Source organism: Pseudomonas sp. MAG002Y (genome assembly GCF_019400845.1).
Lineage (GTDB): Bacteria > Pseudomonadota > Gammaproteobacteria > Pseudomonadales > Pseudomonadaceae > Chryseomonas > Chryseomonas luteola.
On record NZ_WOEJ01000003.1, the window covers coordinates 49,732 to 64,059 of the forward strand.

At 54.4% G+C, this 14,328-nt stretch carries 14 protein-coding genes; 7 read left to right on the forward strand and 7 right to left on the reverse strand.

All coding sequences use genetic code 11. The annotated features are described in order from the left end of the window. The first annotated feature begins 136 nt into the window (after nucleotides 1–136). Nucleotides 137–337: a hypothetical protein gene (locus tag GM154_RS05395; RefSeq protein WP_219651260.1), complete on the forward strand. Its 201-nt coding sequence runs from the start codon at nucleotides 137–139 to the stop codon at nucleotides 335–337. Continuing rightward, nucleotides 337–1,395 (forward strand): M48 family metallopeptidase, encoded by a 1,059-nt coding sequence (locus GM154_RS05400; protein WP_197872488.1) that lies wholly within the window; start codon nucleotides 337–339, stop codon nucleotides 1,393–1,395. The genes GM154_RS05395 and GM154_RS05400 overlap by 1 nt, the downstream gene beginning before the upstream one ends. Here GM154_RS05400 and GM154_RS05405 read toward each other — a convergent pair. Next, complete coding sequence (locus tag GM154_RS05405) at nucleotides 1,392–2,063, reverse strand: uracil-DNA glycosylase family protein (RefSeq protein ID WP_219651262.1); 672 nt, start codon at nucleotides 2,061–2,063, stop codon at nucleotides 1,392–1,394. The genes GM154_RS05400 and GM154_RS05405 overlap by 4 nt on opposite strands. A 195-nt stretch (nucleotides 2,064–2,258) precedes the next feature. Here GM154_RS05405 and GM154_RS05410 point away from each other — a divergent pair, with 195 nt between their 5' ends. Further along, nucleotides 2,259–2,636: a glutaredoxin gene (locus GM154_RS05410; protein ID WP_219651264.1), complete on the forward strand. Its 378-nt coding sequence runs from the start codon at nucleotides 2,259–2,261 to the stop codon at nucleotides 2,634–2,636. Between the two features lie 53 nt (nucleotides 2,637–2,689). On the opposite strand, the gene GM154_RS05415 is transcribed toward GM154_RS05410, so the two are convergent. The 5 genes from GM154_RS05415 to GM154_RS05435 all read right to left on the reverse strand — a co-directional run bounded on the left by GM154_RS05415 (nucleotide 2,690) and on the right by GM154_RS05435 (nucleotide 6,396). Then, nucleotides 2,690–3,241 (reverse strand): DUF3299 domain-containing protein, encoded by a 552-nt coding sequence (locus GM154_RS05415; protein ID WP_019367492.1) that lies wholly within the window; start codon nucleotides 3,239–3,241, stop codon nucleotides 2,690–2,692. 75 nt (nucleotides 3,242–3,316) lie between these two features. Then, on the reverse strand, nucleotides 3,317–3,565 hold the full coding sequence (locus tag GM154_RS05420; RefSeq protein WP_019367491.1) for a GlsB/YeaQ/YmgE family stress response membrane protein: 249 nt from the start codon (nucleotides 3,563–3,565) through the stop codon (nucleotides 3,317–3,319). Nucleotides 3,566–3,706: 141 nt separating this feature from the next. Next, nucleotides 3,707–4,789 (reverse strand): 5-(carboxyamino)imidazole ribonucleotide synthase, encoded by a 1,083-nt coding sequence (locus GM154_RS05425; RefSeq protein WP_122041247.1) that lies wholly within the window; start codon nucleotides 4,787–4,789, stop codon nucleotides 3,707–3,709. Then, nucleotides 4,789–5,280: a 5-(carboxyamino)imidazole ribonucleotide mutase gene (gene purE, locus GM154_RS05430; protein WP_019367489.1), complete on the reverse strand. Its 492-nt coding sequence runs from the start codon at nucleotides 5,278–5,280 to the stop codon at nucleotides 4,789–4,791. The genes GM154_RS05425 and purE overlap by 1 nt, the downstream gene beginning before the upstream one ends. Before the next feature lie 207 nt (nucleotides 5,281–5,487). Then, on the reverse strand, nucleotides 5,488–6,396 hold the full coding sequence (locus tag GM154_RS05435; protein WP_219651266.1) for a LysR substrate-binding domain-containing protein: 909 nt from the start codon (nucleotides 6,394–6,396) through the stop codon (nucleotides 5,488–5,490). Between the two features lie 168 nt (nucleotides 6,397–6,564). On the opposite strand from GM154_RS05435, the gene aspA reads away from it, so the two are divergent. The 3 genes from aspA to GM154_RS05450 all read left to right on the forward strand — a co-directional run bounded on the left by aspA (nucleotide 6,565) and on the right by GM154_RS05450 (nucleotide 10,817). Continuing rightward, nucleotides 6,565–7,995, forward strand: a complete 1,431-nt coding sequence (gene aspA / locus GM154_RS05440) for an aspartate ammonia-lyase (protein WP_219651268.1) — start codon at nucleotides 6,565–6,567, stop codon at nucleotides 7,993–7,995. Between the two features lie 405 nt (nucleotides 7,996–8,400). Further along, the gene (locus GM154_RS05445; RefSeq protein ID WP_219651270.1) at nucleotides 8,401–9,822 is read left to right on the forward strand and encodes a sodium:alanine symporter family protein; all 1,422 of its coding nucleotides are present in this window, start codon (nucleotides 8,401–8,403) and stop codon (nucleotides 9,820–9,822) included. After that, on the forward strand, nucleotides 9,819–10,817 hold the full coding sequence (locus tag GM154_RS05450) for an asparaginase (protein WP_219651272.1): 999 nt from the start codon (nucleotides 9,819–9,821) through the stop codon (nucleotides 10,815–10,817). Before GM154_RS05445 ends, GM154_RS05450 begins: the two co-directional genes overlap by 4 nt. A gap of 45 nt (nucleotides 10,818–10,862) precedes the next feature. Here the strand turns inward: GM154_RS05450 and GM154_RS05455 are convergent, their stop codons facing one another. Further along, nucleotides 10,863–12,074 (reverse strand): YeeE/YedE family protein, encoded by a 1,212-nt coding sequence (locus GM154_RS05455; protein ID WP_219651274.1) that lies wholly within the window; start codon nucleotides 12,072–12,074, stop codon nucleotides 10,863–10,865. 245 nt (nucleotides 12,075–12,319) lie between these two features. On the opposite strand from GM154_RS05455, the gene GM154_RS05460 reads away from it, so the two are divergent. After that, nucleotides 12,320–14,326: a bifunctional diguanylate cyclase/phosphodiesterase gene (locus tag GM154_RS05460; protein ID WP_219651276.1), complete on the forward strand. Its 2,007-nt coding sequence runs from the start codon at nucleotides 12,320–12,322 to the stop codon at nucleotides 14,324–14,326. The last annotated feature ends 2 nt before the right edge of the window (nucleotides 14,327–14,328 follow it).

The window sequence follows — 14,328 nt, forward strand, 5'->3', positions numbered from 1 at the left end:
TGCTCTTCATCCCGGCGGATGCGATGATGGCTTAAAATATAAAGGAAAAGGCTTTATACAATTAACTTGGAAAATTAACTATAGAAAAGTTAATGATATCCTCAAACAAAAAGTTCCAGAAGAAACTTTTGATATAGTGCAGAATCCTGATCAAGTGTTAGAAACGAAAATGGGAATTTTGTCAGCAATGGGTTTTTGGGAGGTTAATAAATTAAATGAAAAAGTAGCAGCAAATATAGAGAGCACTAATGAAATAACAAAAGTGGTCAACCTAAACACAAAAAGCTATAAAGAGCGAAGAGAAAATTTTGAATCAATATATGAGATACTTAAATAATGATTAATAAAAAACACTTAGTTCTTATTGCTTTCTTATCCTCTTACTCTGCAGCAGAAAATAAACATGCAGCGGAAAGCATTATTATCGATATCGACGGAAACGGAAAAAACGAAAGCGTAGAATTAGAGCTCACCAGAAACAAAGAGTTCCCTTATAAATTAATCATATCGGAAGATGGAAAAATTATTAGCTATGCAGAAAAAGCCTTTCCCAACATAAAAAACAATTACTCACCAAACAGTTATGATGGATTTATTTTTGATAAAATCACAACTGAAAAGGATATAATAAAAAATATAGACTCTCAAAAAGAATCTCATCGATTGATTTTGAAAGGCGAACAACCAACATCTTACCTCACTCTAATAACACGAGAAGAAGATAATGCCAATTATAATTTTAACATATACTTCTCTTACAATAAATCCGAAAACAAAATATTAGCCACCAGATTGCTTTTAAACATAAACAACAGCTCATGCGATAGATCCTTAATAAGCACTTACGACCTGTACAATAAAAGTATAATAGGGCAAGAATTAAATAAATTTAACGGAATGGATGCTTTTCATGAATTAAAGAAAAATTACATTATAAGCACAAACAGCTCTAACTCAAAAAAACTCATTAACGAAGATGTATTGCATTATTTCAAAGCTGCGCTCTCCGCCTATAAACTAAGCAAAGAAGATATTTTTAAAGAACGCATATCCCTACTGCTAGACTACAATGAAGATGAAACCAATTGCAATCCGGAAAGTTATATTTTGGAAAAATTATACTTTCCTGAAAGAGTTCAATTATCCAATGATATAGGTTTTTTACTAGAGGAAGCAGGCTATCTAAAAGAAGCAAAAATACTTTTAGAAAAAATAGTAGATGAACACCCTAATAGAACTGTTGCCTATTTGAACTTAGCTGACTGCGACTGGTTATTGAAAAATAAAGATAGTGCCATATCAAGCTACCAAAAATATTCTTCGCTAATGAAAAAGGAAGGAAAAGAAAACAAAATACCATCAAGAGTCCTAGACAGAATTACAAATATCAATTAAACCTCCATCAACTCCAATCGCTTTTTTAAAAGCCCCGGAAACTTATCAAACCATGCCTGATTCAAGGGCGAGGGATGTGGGAGTGGGTATAGCGTAAACACGTGCCCTTTCTCCTCCTCTGCTGTCAGCGTGACCTCGGTATGGCTTGTAAAGCGATCCTCGCTTTTCCAGAAGGCCTCTAGGCGTTGTTTCTCTTCTTTGGGTTGATCGATGGCAAACCAGAGAAAGGCCTCGCGGCCGAAAGTGATGATGGTGCGGCCATGCCACTGCTCGATTAATAACTGTCGCATGAGTGGATGAAAGCGTTTCTTGATCTTTTCGGACCAGGCTTTATTGCCGATGGGCTTATACGGCACGGTGTTGGCCCAGAAAAATTTCTGGCTTAAAGAGCGACCTGCATCGAAGTCCGGCATGGGTTTACCGTGCAAATGCTCATAAATAACCCTGCGAGCGATCTGTCCGCCAGCACCGATAAAGGGCTCACCGTATTTAACTTCGTCCCGCCCCGGATCCCGACCAAAGAAACCAACAGGCGCATCCTTATGGCCCAAGCCAATAATGGGTTCTAGCGGATCCTTTTGGTACTTCTCATAGACCTCTGTATCAATACCTTCAATGGTGCTAGCGATCTCATGAAAGGCTTGCTGCATCTTCGGGTCGAGGGGCATAGGATTTCCTTCGTAATCAGCTTCTTGTTTATGTGACCGATCAGAAAGGCAAAGAATTCATGGATTCGGGTAGCGCTCCGCCTCATACCCATTTTCTCAATCGCATCGATAGCGGCTCCACGCCGACCAATTGCCGTTCCGTTACGGTGCAATGGGGTAAACTCCCCCGCCTCACATCTATAGGGATAGCCATACATGTTGATCAAGGCGCTGCGAATTGGCCTGGGCCAAACCATTGTTGGGCTGGATCTGCTGACACGCCCGCGTAAGCTCAAGCGAAGCGCCGAGGCGCAGAAGCAGGTAGAAGAGCAAACAGCCGGGCTTGCACTGTATCAGTTTCAGGCATGTCCATTCTGCGTAAAGACGCGCCGAGCCATGCACAAGCTGAACCTGCCTATCACCATCCGCGACGTGAAGAAAGATCCTGAACATCGTGAAGCCTTGCTGGCAGGTGGCGGACGTATCAAGGTGCCTTGCCTTCGGATCGAAGAAGAAGGCCGTACCGCCTGGATGTATGAGTCCAACGATATCATTGCGTATCTGAACAAACGTTTCGCGCCCGCGAGCCGCTAAATGAAAAAGCCCGATCATGTCGGGCTTTTTTATAGCTTTATCGCTTGCACTGATTACAGATCGGCTTCTTCTACTTTACGGACTTTAGTAGCGTCGATGGCATATGAGGCTTCGGCCAGATCGTTATCCACCTTCTCGATCTTCATCGCCCCTATAACCCAATAAGGCTCGTAGATATCCGGTAAGGGAACGCCCTTTGGAAAGCGCACCAGTACGATCTGGTTAGGCGGTGGCGGTGGCACATGGATGCAGGCACCTGGATAGGGCACCAGGAAAAATTCAGTGAAATTGCCTTTGCTGTTGCTTTCCAGCGGAACCGGATAACCGCCCAGGCGAATTGTCTTCCCATTCATGGCAGCCACTGTGCGCGTAGAGTGCATGACGGCCGGCAGGTTGCTATCTTTTTGCTTGAGTCCGCCCTTGCTCTCAAAACCGCCTGGTAATTCGGGCGTGTCATGGGTGATCTCGGGCATGTCTTCCAGTGCCTTGCGATCCGATTCTGGCATGAGGGCCAGCCAATCGGTCTCAGGCGGCTCGCCTTCTCGGGCTACGGCAGTTGTAATCTGGGAAAAAAGAAGCAGTACGGCGAGGATGAGATAGCGCATGGTAGAAGTGTCGGACAGTTGGGTTGCACTAGTGTGAAGCTTCTTGGCGTTGAACCCAACTGCCCGGACGGGAAATCAGCGACGCTTAGTCACCATACCCCAGATAAACAGGACGATGACGGCACCGACGACTGCTCCAATGAAACCGGCGCCCTCGCCTGCACGGTAGATACCGATAGCCTGACCACCATAGGTGGCAACCAGCGAGCCGACGATACCCAGGATGATCGTCATGATCCAACCCATGCTGTCGTCGCCAGGCTTGAGGAAACGTGCGATCAAGCCAACGATGAGGCCGATGATGATGGTTCCAATAATGCCCATGAATCTTTCCCCTTCTGTGGTTTGCTCGATACGGCATGTGCCGCTTGCTTAATCCGACAGCAAGAAAAACGCAGGGGTTCAGCGAATTTTTTATGAAGCGAAGCGGAACTCGGACCCTTTTGAAGAAAGGGTCCGTTTCGGTCACGCTTTAATCAGGGTTTCGACGTCAGCAATACGTGCCCTCAATGTGGCCGCATCGCTGCAGCGCAATGTGGCGTGCCCAACCTTGCGGCCCGCCTTGAACGCCTTGCCATAGTGATGCAGATGGCAATCATCGATCTGCAGAACCTGCTCCACGGCCGGGACCTTGCCGATGAAGTTGAGCATGGCGCTCTCACCAACCTTCGCGGTTGAACCCAGCGGCAGACCTGCTACAGCGCGCAAATGGTTCTCGAATTGGCTGCTCTCGCTACCCTCGATGGTCCAATGACCAGAGTTATGCACACGGGGAGCAATCTCATTGGCCTTCAGCCCACCATCGACCTCAAAGAACTCGAACGCCAGCACGCCGACATAATCGAGCTTGTCGAGTACACGGCCTACATAGTCCTCCGCCAGCGCCTGCAAGGGATGGTCTGTACTGGCAATAGACAGCCGCAGGATTCCGCTTTCGTGGGTGTTGTGTACCAGTGGATAGAAACGCGTCTCGCCGTTACGAGCACGTACGGCAATCAATGACACCTCGCCAGTAAACGGCACAAAGCCTTCAAGAATGCACGGTACACTACCCAGCTCGGCAAAGGCGCCTTCGACATCCGCCTGGCTGCGCAGGACCTTCTGACCCTTGCCGTCATACCCTAGGGTACGTGTCTTCATCACAGCCGGCAGACCGATGCGTGCCGCGGCAGCGTCAAGGTCAGCCTGGGATTGGATGTCGGCAAACTCAGGCGTCGGGATGCCCAGATCCTTGAACATGGTTTTTTCGAACCAGCGATCACGGGCGATACGCAAGGCTTGCGCCGAGGGAAAAACCGGAACGAATTGGGATAGGAACGCAACGGTTTCAGCGGGCACACTCTCGAATTCGAATGTGACCAGATCGACCTCATCCGCCAGCTGACGCAGGTGGTCTTGGTCGCTGTAGTCGGCTCGAATGTGCTCGCCCAATGCGGCAGCGCAGGCATCCGGAGCAGGGTCCAGAAACGCAAAATCCATACCCAGCGGAGTACCCGCCAGCGCCAGCATGCGGCCCAGTTGGCCACCACCGATGACTCCGATTTTCATCAGGCTTCCCTCGGATCCGGATTGTCCAGAACGGTACGCGTCTGCTCCTCACGGAAGCGATTCAGCGCCTCGTGATACTCGGGATACTTGCCGCCCAGAATACTGGCCGACAACAGCGCCGCGTTGATCGCGCCCGCCTTGCCGATGGCCAGGGTGGCGACAGGAACGCCCGCGGGCATCTGTACGATCGACAGGAGTGAGTCGACGCCTGACAGCATGGAAGACTGCACCGGCACGCCCAGTACAGGCAAATGCGTCTTGGCTGCACACATACCTGGCAGGTGTGCTGCACCGCCTGCGCCTGCAATGATGACCTCGATGCCGCGCCCCGCCGCTTCTTCAGCGTACTGGAACAGCAGGTCGGGAGTCCGGTGGGCAGAGACCACCTTCACTTCAAAGGGAATGCCCAGCTTTTCCAGCATGTCGGCGGTGTGGCTCAAGGTAGACCAGTCGGACTTGGAGCCCATGATCACGCCTACGAGTGCGCTCATCGTCGTGCCTCTTGTCAGGCGCCCGCAGGCGCATCAGAAACCAACAAGCCACGTCGGAGGACCGCACGTGGCTTGTATATGCAGACCGGTATGTAGACCGGCCTCAAGGGCCACTGAGTATACCGTAAAGCCAGACCGGACAAAGAGGTTGAACGACCTTTTATAGCGACGGGTTATTTCATGTCTGGCTGCCTGTCCAGAGGCACTTCACGCAGTTGCCCCGGCGCCTGCTTCGAGCTTGCGCCATAACAGCCTCACCGCTGCCTTGCGCACGAGCGAGCAGCGATACAGGCGAATCTCCAATGGAATCTGCCATTGCTCACCGCCACAGGGTACCAGCTCTCCCCGGGCAAGCTCGGCGGTCACACTCAGATGCGGAACCCAGGCAATACCCAGCCCCTGCAAGGCCATGCTCTTAAGGCTATCGGCCATGGCCGTCTCGTAGACAGTGGTATAGCGCAGCTTGCGCTGACGTAGCAGCAAATTGACCGAGCGCCCGAGAAAGGCCCCGGCACTATAGGCAAGCAAGGGAAAGTTCTGCCCACTCTCCAGGTCGTACAACGGCGAGCCGTCTTCCCTGGCTGCGCAAACGGGTAGCATTGAGGTCAGCGCCAGATGAATGGAGGGAAAGATCTCCGGATCCATCTGCAAGGCGGCGTCGGGATCATAAAACGCCATCATGAGATCGCAGCCGCCTTCCCTCAAGGCATGAACCGCTTCGCCGACGTTGGTGGCAATCAGACGACTCGCAATGTTGAGCCCTTCGCTTCGCAGACGAGCAATCCATCCCGGAAAGAACCCCAGCGCCAGGGAGTGTGCCGCCGCAAATTGCAGCACCTCGCCCTGCCCGCCTTCCAAGTGATGAAGGTGGCGGATCACTTCGCCAAGCTGCTCCACCACACTGCGCGCGGTGACCAGAAAGAGCTGTCCGGACTCGGTCAGCGATACTGGTGTACGCGATCGGTCAATCAGGGTCAGCCCCAGGCTTTGCTCCAGGCTGCGAATACGTCGGCTGAACGCAGGTTGAGTCACGAAGCGGCGCTCGGCCGCCTGGGAAAAACTATGGGTGGCAGCCAGGGCAATAAAGTCTTCAAGCCATTTCAGTTCAAGGTTCATGGTCATACTCAAGGGGATGGATACGCCTGCCGATCCTGACGCGTCACATCACATCATATGCAATTTCGGCATAGGGTGCGCCGATACAGCATTGGTCAGCGTCTGGCTGGAAGCCTTATTGTATAACGCATCAGGCTTTTGCCACCCACCGGGAAGTGATCCCCTATCATGTCCGAATCTGCATTATCTCGCCTCGAAAAAGATCTGCTTGGTACCCTCGAAGTCCCCGCTGAAGCCTATTACGGCATTCAGACGCTGCGTGCGGTCAACAACTTCCGCCTCTCCGGCGTTACGCTGTCTCACTACCCCAAGCTGGTCGTTGCGCTGGCGATGGTGAAGCAGGCCGCTGCCGAGGCGAACTATCGCCTGGGCTATCTGCCGGGAGACAAGTACGAAGCCATCGTGATGGCCTGTACCAAGATCGTCAACGGTGAATACCACGACCAGTTCGTGGTGGACATGATTCAGGGTGGCGCGGGTACGTCCACCAATATGAACGCCAACGAGGTTATCGCCAACGTGGCGCTGGAAGTCCTCGGTCATGGCAAGGGTGAGTACAAATACCTGCACCCGAATAATGATGTAAACATGGCGCAGTCCACTAACGATGCCTACCCAACAGCGATCCGCCTGGGTTTGCTGCTGGGCCATGACACCCTGCTTTCCAGCCTGGAGAGCCTGATCGAGTCGCTGTCAGGCAAGGCGGTGGAATTCGCCAATGTTCTGAAGATGGGTCGTACCCAGCTTCAGGACGCTGTACCGATGACCCTCGGCCAGGAGTTCCGTGCCTTCGCTACTACGCTGGGCGAGGATTTGGGCAAATTGAAAACCATTGCGCCGGACCTGCTGACCGAAGTGAACCTGGGTGGTACGGCTATCGGTACCGGCATTAATGCGGACCCTGGCTATCAAACCTTGGCCGTGCGCAGCCTGGCTGAAATCAGTGGCCAACCGCTCAAGCCTGCCGCCGATCTGATCGAGGCCACCTCTGACATGGGTGCCTTCGTACTGTTCTCCGGCATGCTCAAGCGCCTGGCGGTCAAGCTGTCCAAGATCTGCAACGACTTGCGCCTGCTCTCCAGCGGCCCGCGTACCGGCATCAATGAGATCAATCTGCCAGCCCGTCAGCCAGGCAGTTCGATCATGCCGGGTAAAGTGAATCCCGTTATTCCAGAAGCCGTTAATCAGGTCGCCTTCGAGGTGATCGGCAATGATCTGGCGCTGACCCTGGCAGCTGAAGGCGGACAGCTTCAGCTTAACGTGATGGAGCCCTTGATCGCCTATAAGATCTTTGACTCGATCCGCCTGCTCAAGCGTGCCATGGACATGCTGCGCGAGCACTGCATCGATGGCATCACGGCTAACGTCGACCGCTGCCGCGAGCTGGTGGAGCATTCCATTGGCCTGGTCACGGCGCTCAACCCGTACATCGGCTACGAGAACTCGACCCGTATTGCGCGTATGGCGCTGGAAACCGGCCGTGGTGTGCTGGAGCTGGTCCGAGAAGAAAACCTGCTCGACGAGATGACCCTGGCTGACATTCTGCGCCCGGAAAATATGATCGCTCCGCGCCTGGCGCCGAAAAAACTCAACGCTTAACCGGCGCTCCTCACACCCCCTCGTGAGGAGCTTTGAGCGGGTGCCCTCGGGTGCCCGCTTTTTTTTGAAGCTCTCTAAATCAGGCTTATCAGCCACATACGTTATCAAAGGCAGGTGTTTTTACCGCTTGCCCGTTGCAACAAGCAGCACTGTTTCAATAGATCCTTTGAGGCAGTTAGATTTGATCTCTTCTGCTCTCTTCTGGATGATACGCGCGCTAACCTTGCCGCCTGCCGTGTTTCCGGCTCGCACACCTTGCGATTTAGGGGTTCTGTCATACCCTTGGGTTGGCACTGAAGGCAGCGGATATCCCATTGATGGCTTACCGCTCGCCCACATAATGCCTTGGCCAGGAATTATCCGGAGCCCAGGTGCTTCCATTACTACAATTAGGCGAAAGCACTCATGCTTGATCTCCTGAATGACTTCCTTTGGGGCAAACTGCTCATTGTCGGCCTGATTGGTCTGGGTATTGTCTTTACCTTGTTTTCGGGCTTTGTGCAGTTCCGCTATTTAGGCAGCATGTTCGGCATCCTTGGTGAAGCCTTTCAACGAAAACCCGGCCAGCTGAGTTCCTTCCAAGCGTTGATGCTTAGCGTGGCGGGCCGTGTAGGTGCCGGTAACATTGCAGGGGTTGCAGTTGCCGTTACGCTGGGTGGTCCAGGGGCGGTCTTCTGGATGTGGGTAGTAGCCCTGCTGGGTATGGCCACAAGCTATTTCGAATGTGCGTTGGCCCAGCTATACAAGCGTAGCGATGGCAACGGCCTGTACCGGGGCGGTCCCGCCTTCTACATCCTGCATGGTTTGAAACAGCGCTGGCTAGGTGTCCTGTTCTCGATCCTGCTGCTGGTAACGTTTGGTCTGGGCTTCAGCGCACTGCAGTCCTACACGATCGCCTCCTCGCTCTCCGACTCGCTGGGCCTGCCTACGCTGGTTACCGGACTGGTCTTCACGGCAGTAATAACCCTGATCATCTTTGGTGGCGTGGTACGGATCGCCAAGGTAGCCGACATTCTGGTACCGGTAATGGCGCTGTCTTACATAGCCATTGCGCTGGGTGTAATCGTTCTGCACATTGATCGTGTTCCCGAGGCGTTGACCCTGATCGTACGCAGTGCCTTTGGCCTTGAACCTGCGTTTGCCGGTGGCCTGGGTGCAGCGCTGATGATGGGCGTCAAGCGTGGCCTGTTCTCCAACGAGGCGGGTCTGGGTAGTGCTCCAAACGTGGCCGCCGTAGCGGAAGTTTCCCACCCGGCAGCCCAGGGCGTTGTGCAGTCCTTCAGCGTATTCATTGATACCCTGATCATCTGTACCTCCACCGCACTCATCATCCTGCTGTCTGGCGTCTATGAGCCGGGCGCCGATATCCCCGGTGTTGTTCTGACCCAGACGGCACTGGCCGCGACGGTTGGCGAGTGGGGCCGTATCTTCATCAGTATCGCCCTGCTGCTGTTCGCCTTCACAACGATCATCTACAACTATTATCTGGGTGAGAATGCCTTGAGCTTCTTCACCAAGAGCCGCGTGGCGCTGATGATCTATCGGGTTCTGGTGGTGGCGCTGGTGATCTGGGGCTCACAACAAGACCTGACCACCGTGTTCGGCTTTGCCGACCTCACCATGGGCTTGTTGGCAGTGGTCAACCTGATCTCCCTGGCATTCCTGTTCAAGGTGGGTCTGCGCATCATGCGTGACTATGACCGTCAGATCCGGGCAGGAAACAAGGTTCCAACATTCGACCCCAAAGGCTTTGCCGATCTGGATCTTGATCCGGCGGTCTGGAAAGCCTCTGCCTCTGCCTCGGCCAAGGACATGACAAAGCCATGATTCAAACCGGTCACTCACAACGCCTGATGGTGCTTTATACCGGCGGCACCATCGGTATGCAGGCCACCGAAAACGGTTTGGCGCCGGCCTCAGGCTTTGAGGCACGCATGCGTGCCTTTCTGGCCCAGGCGCCTGAGCGGGCGTTACCGGAGTGGCAATTCCGGGAGGTGCTGCCTCTGATGGACAGCGCCAACATGACGCCAACCTACTGGCTGACGCTCAGTGCAGCTATAGTCGAGGCAGCCGAACAGGGCTACACCGGCGTATTGGTGCTGCATGGAACCGATACGCTGGCCTACACCGCGGCGGCAATGAGTTTTCACCTGCTGGGGCTCGATATTCCTGTTGTACTGACAGGCTCGATGCTTCCGGCCGGCGTACCGGACAGCGACGCCTGGGAAAACCTGGACGGTGCCTTGCAGACGCTTGCAGACGGTGCCCCCCAGGGCGTGCACGTTTACTTTCACGGCGAGCTGTTACATGCGGCCCGCTGCAGCAAGATTCGCAGCTTTGGCCGTCATCCATTCAAGACACTCGCGCGCCAGCGACTGGCCCAACCACGTCAGGCTGTACCAGTCGAGCTAAAGGCAGGCCAAGCCAGACAGGTTGCCCAAGTAGCGGTTCTACCGCTGTTTCCGGGAATCTCGGCTCAGCACGTATCTGCCCTTGTAGGTACCGGCGTGCAGGGCCTGGTGCTCGAATGCTATGGCAGCGGAACAGGTCCCAGCGACAATGATGCTTTCCTGACCAGCCTGAGCGAAGCGTCTGCCAAGGGCGTTGTACTGCTTGCCGTCACGCAGTGCCACGAAGGGGGCGTCGAACTCGATGTCTACGAGGCAGGCAGCAGGCTGCGTGCCTGCGGCGTTGTGTCGGGTGGCGGCATGACACGCGAGGCGGCTGTCGCCAAACTGCAGGTGCTGATTGGCTCGGGCTTAGCGCCTGAGCAGGTCAACCACTGGCTGCAGCAGGATCTCTGCGGCGAGCTTGGCGAATAAGCCATACGAAAAAGGGCCCCGAAGGGCCCTTTTTTCACTTACCGCTTAGCAACCGGTCAGCTGAGTAGCAGGACGTTCACCCGGGAAGAACACCGGACGAATACGGACTCCTACGCTGTTGCCGATAAAGGCTGCGACCAGCCACAGCCAGCCATGCAGACTGCCGGAGGCGATACCACTAAAATACGCCCCGATGTTGCAACCGTAGGCCAGACGTGCGCCATAACCCAGGAGCAGGCCCCCTATCATGGCAGCTACCAGCGAGCGCGTCGGAATCTTCAGACTGGGCGCGAAGCGTCCAGCCAGACCCGCGGCAATCAGTGCCCCCAGAATGATGCCGAAATTCATCACACTGGTAACATCGAACCACACAGGCTGGCTTAGGGCCTTGGCGTTAGCCGGCAATTGCCAGAAGTCCCAGCTGGCAACATCGATACCTAGCAACTGAGCGCCTTTGGCACCCCAGACCGCAAAGGCTGACGTGATCCCCCACGGACGACCCGCCAGGGCTAGCGTACAGAAGTTCAAGATCGCCAAGGCAATGGCGCCCCAGACCAGCGGCCACGGCCCGCGCAGAAAACGCGCTGCGCCTTGATGCTCATTGGGTACCGTCGCTTCCAGACTGCCATAGCGACGGCGCTCCAGATGCACAGTCATCCAGGCAATAAAGGCAAACAGCGCCAAGCTGACTGCAATACCCGGCACAACGCCCAGGCTGGTCACCAGGGAGGTCTTGGGCAGTGAGGGCAATGCGAACCACCAGCCCAGATGATGCGTGGCGATAACGGAGCCAATCACGAAGAACAGCAGCGTTACCAGCATGCGTGCGTTACCACCCCCCACCGTAAACAAGGTACCGGAAGCACAACCGCCGCCTAACTGCATACCGATGCCAAAGATAAAGGCACCGATTACAACGGAGGTTCCTGCAGGCGATACCAAGCCGGTAACCGGCTGGCCAAACAGCGTACCGGCACCCAGAGCCGGGAAAAACAGCACAACGGCAATGGCCAGCATGAGCATCTGAGCACGCAGGCCCGCGCCACGCCGGTCACGAATGAACACCCGCCAGGCAGACGTGAATCCGAAAGCGGCATGATAAAGCGTCAGCCCCAGTGCACCGCCCAGAATGAACAGTAAGGCTTGCCGTCCGCTGACAGCCATATCCAAAAACACAGCCCCCAGAACCACCAGCCCCAGCGCCACTACTGGTGTGGTGATCTGGCGAGGCGCCGTGGACGTAATAGAAAGGCTCATTGAGAATCCTCGACATCATTAAGCCTGACTATTTTAGTCAAGAATTAGCGCGATACCAATATCTAAATGTCATATCCACCATTAAGACGGCTATTAGTCCGCTGGTCCGGTGAAGATTACAGGACGTGAACTATTTCGCTAAATTTGGTCTTTTGGTGATGGCAAAACGCTACATCCCTAAAAGGCCAGGTGCTGCTCATTCATGAGCTCTACCGTGAGCTTCGCACTTTCAAACAGGTTCCGGCATGACCTTATCCAGCGATCTTGGCAAGCAAATCGAGATTGATATTGCTTATCCGTCTCGCGTGCTGATGTTTAGCGCCATGGTCGAGAATCAATACCAAGACGATATCCACAGGCGACGCAAGCGACATATCTATCGGTCTCACGTAACGGCCTTCTTTGCCTACAACAGCTTTCTTTTCTGTGAATGGCTAATGTTGAAGGACATCTTCTTTCAAGCCGTTCTCTGGCACCTCTTCTGCGCCTCGCTGCCAACACTGGCCTGTCTTTTTACCCTGAAGAAAACGAATTCTTATCGTCTCAGGGAGGTCTGTGCCTGGCTGCCCTGCCTTGCAGGATTTATCGCCGCGGTAGCTATTATCCTGTCGTCCTCGTCACCGGACAGAGCCTTGTGTCTGTTTTCACTCCCTCTGATCCTGATCTATGCCAATAACACCACCGCATTGCCGTTCCGATACGCTTTGCCTTTTACGATACTGGTGCTTCCGGTCATCGTGGGCTGCGCCTTTACCGTGAACATGACCTTTCCCCAAGGGCTGTTTGCTACCTGCATTGCTCTGGTTACCGGTGCCTTTTCCCTGTTGGCTAATTTCTGGCTGGAGCGCTCGGAGCGGTATTCCTATCTTCTTAATCTCAGGGAAAAACTACGTGTTCAGAATCTTTCCAGCACGAACCGTACCCTGCAGACGCTTTCGGATACCGACTCGCTGACCGGTATCGCCAACCGTCGCTACTTCGTTACGCAACTGGATGATCTTTGGAACCGCTACGAAGCAGGCGGTGCGCCTTTTTCTCTTCTGATCCTGGACGTTGACCACTTCAAGCGCTTCAATGACCTGTATGGGCATCCGGCCGGTGATAACTGCCTGCAGTGCATTGTTTCTGCCTTGCGTGAGCAGCTGCGTGAAGTCGATCTGCTGGCCCGGTATGGAGGTGAGGAATTCGCCGTTCTCCTGCCTAACTGCACCCTGGAACAGGCCCATATCACGGCCGAGCGCCTGCGGGCCGCCATTGAAACACTGGGCATTCCTCATCAGGCCCGGGGCGATGAGCTACTCATCGTCTCCATCAGCATTGGCGCAGCGTGCAGCGATCAGGCAGCACCTCAGCCGGATAATCAGTCGCAACTGATCGAGTTCGCCGACCGCGCGCTTTACCGGGCCAAGCGACTGGGCCGCAATCAGATTGCATTGGCCAGCCGAGCGGACAGCCAACTGTTCGAGACTTCCGATGGCCTGCCCGAATTGAAGCCAGCCGACTTGCGTCGCGCTCTGGATGAGGGTCGGCTGTACATGCAGTACCACTCGATCCATGACTGCTCGAGCACTGAAGTCGTCGGCTATGAAGCCCTGCTCCGCTGGGATGACCCGGCCCGGGGTCTGATATCACCCAACTTTTTCATCCCTCTGGCCGAGCGAAGCGGATTCATCCTAGAGCTGGGCGAGTGGGCCCTGCGTACCGCCTGCCATCAGGCCGTTCAATGGCCAAAGGCCTATTCTCTTTCGGTAAATGTCTCGCCGCTGCAATTCGCCGATCCAAATTTCGCCGCGCGGGTAGCCGAGGTCTTGAGAGAAACCAAGCTGGCGCCTTCACGCCTGATCCTTGAGTTGACCGAAGGTGTTCCCTTGAACATCACCCCACAGGTGCGTGAGACGTTCGCCACCTTGCAAGCGTCCGGTATCCGCCTATCGCTGGATGACTACTGCACTGGACATTCCAATATCGCCTATCTGCTTGCGCTACCGTTCAATACCGTAAAGATCGACTCTTCCATTATCCAGGTGGAAGATGCCGATAAGCGCCGGGCCCTGCTCAAGTCTCTGGTCGACATGAGCAGCGCGTTTGGTGCCAGGATCATTGCCGAGGGTATCGAGACCCAGGAGCACCTGGATCTCTTGTGTGAGCTGGGGTGCGATCTGGCCCAGGGCTTTTTCCTGGCGGAGCCCCTCCTGCCGGAAGCTTTGGCACATCAACACACCCGTTGGACGGCAGAGCGGGCCGCTTTTTAAGC

Excerpts from the sequence above, each read along its gene's own strand:
- GM154_RS05400 (WP_197872488.1), top strand. The coding sequence starts at position 337 with ATGATTAATAAAAAACACTTAGTTCTTATTGCTTTCTTATCCTCTTAC.
- GM154_RS05405 (WP_219651262.1), bottom strand. The coding sequence starts at position 2,063 with ATGCCCCTCGACCCGAAGATGCAGCAAGCCTTTCATGAGATCGCTAGC.
- GM154_RS05410 (WP_219651264.1), top strand. The coding sequence starts at position 2,259 with ATGTTGATCAAGGCGCTGCGAATTGGCCTGGGCCAAACCATTGTTGGG.
- GM154_RS05415 (WP_019367492.1), bottom strand. The coding sequence starts at position 3,241 with ATGCGCTATCTCATCCTCGCCGTACTGCTTCTTTTTTCCCAGATTACA.
- GM154_RS05420 (WP_019367491.1), bottom strand. The coding sequence starts at position 3,565 with ATGGGCATTATTGGAACCATCATCATCGGCCTCATCGTTGGCTTGATC.
- GM154_RS05425 (WP_122041247.1), bottom strand. The coding sequence starts at position 4,789 with ATGAAAATCGGAGTCATCGGTGGTGGCCAACTGGGCCGCATGCTGGCG.
- purE (WP_019367489.1), bottom strand. The coding sequence starts at position 5,280 with ATGAGCGCACTCGTAGGCGTGATCATGGGCTCCAAGTCCGACTGGTCT.
- GM154_RS05435 (WP_219651266.1), bottom strand. The coding sequence starts at position 6,396 with ATGAACCTTGAACTGAAATGGCTTGAAGACTTTATTGCCCTGGCTGCC.
- aspA (WP_219651268.1), top strand. The coding sequence starts at position 6,565 with ATGTCCGAATCTGCATTATCTCGCCTCGAAAAAGATCTGCTTGGTACC.
- GM154_RS05445 (WP_219651270.1), top strand. The coding sequence starts at position 8,401 with ATGCTTGATCTCCTGAATGACTTCCTTTGGGGCAAACTGCTCATTGTC.
- GM154_RS05450 (WP_219651272.1), top strand. The coding sequence starts at position 9,819 with ATGATTCAAACCGGTCACTCACAACGCCTGATGGTGCTTTATACCGGC.
- GM154_RS05455 (WP_219651274.1), bottom strand. The coding sequence starts at position 12,074 with ATGAGCCTTTCTATTACGTCCACGGCGCCTCGCCAGATCACCACACCA.
- GM154_RS05460 (WP_219651276.1), top strand. The coding sequence starts at position 12,320 with ATGACCTTATCCAGCGATCTTGGCAAGCAAATCGAGATTGATATTGCT.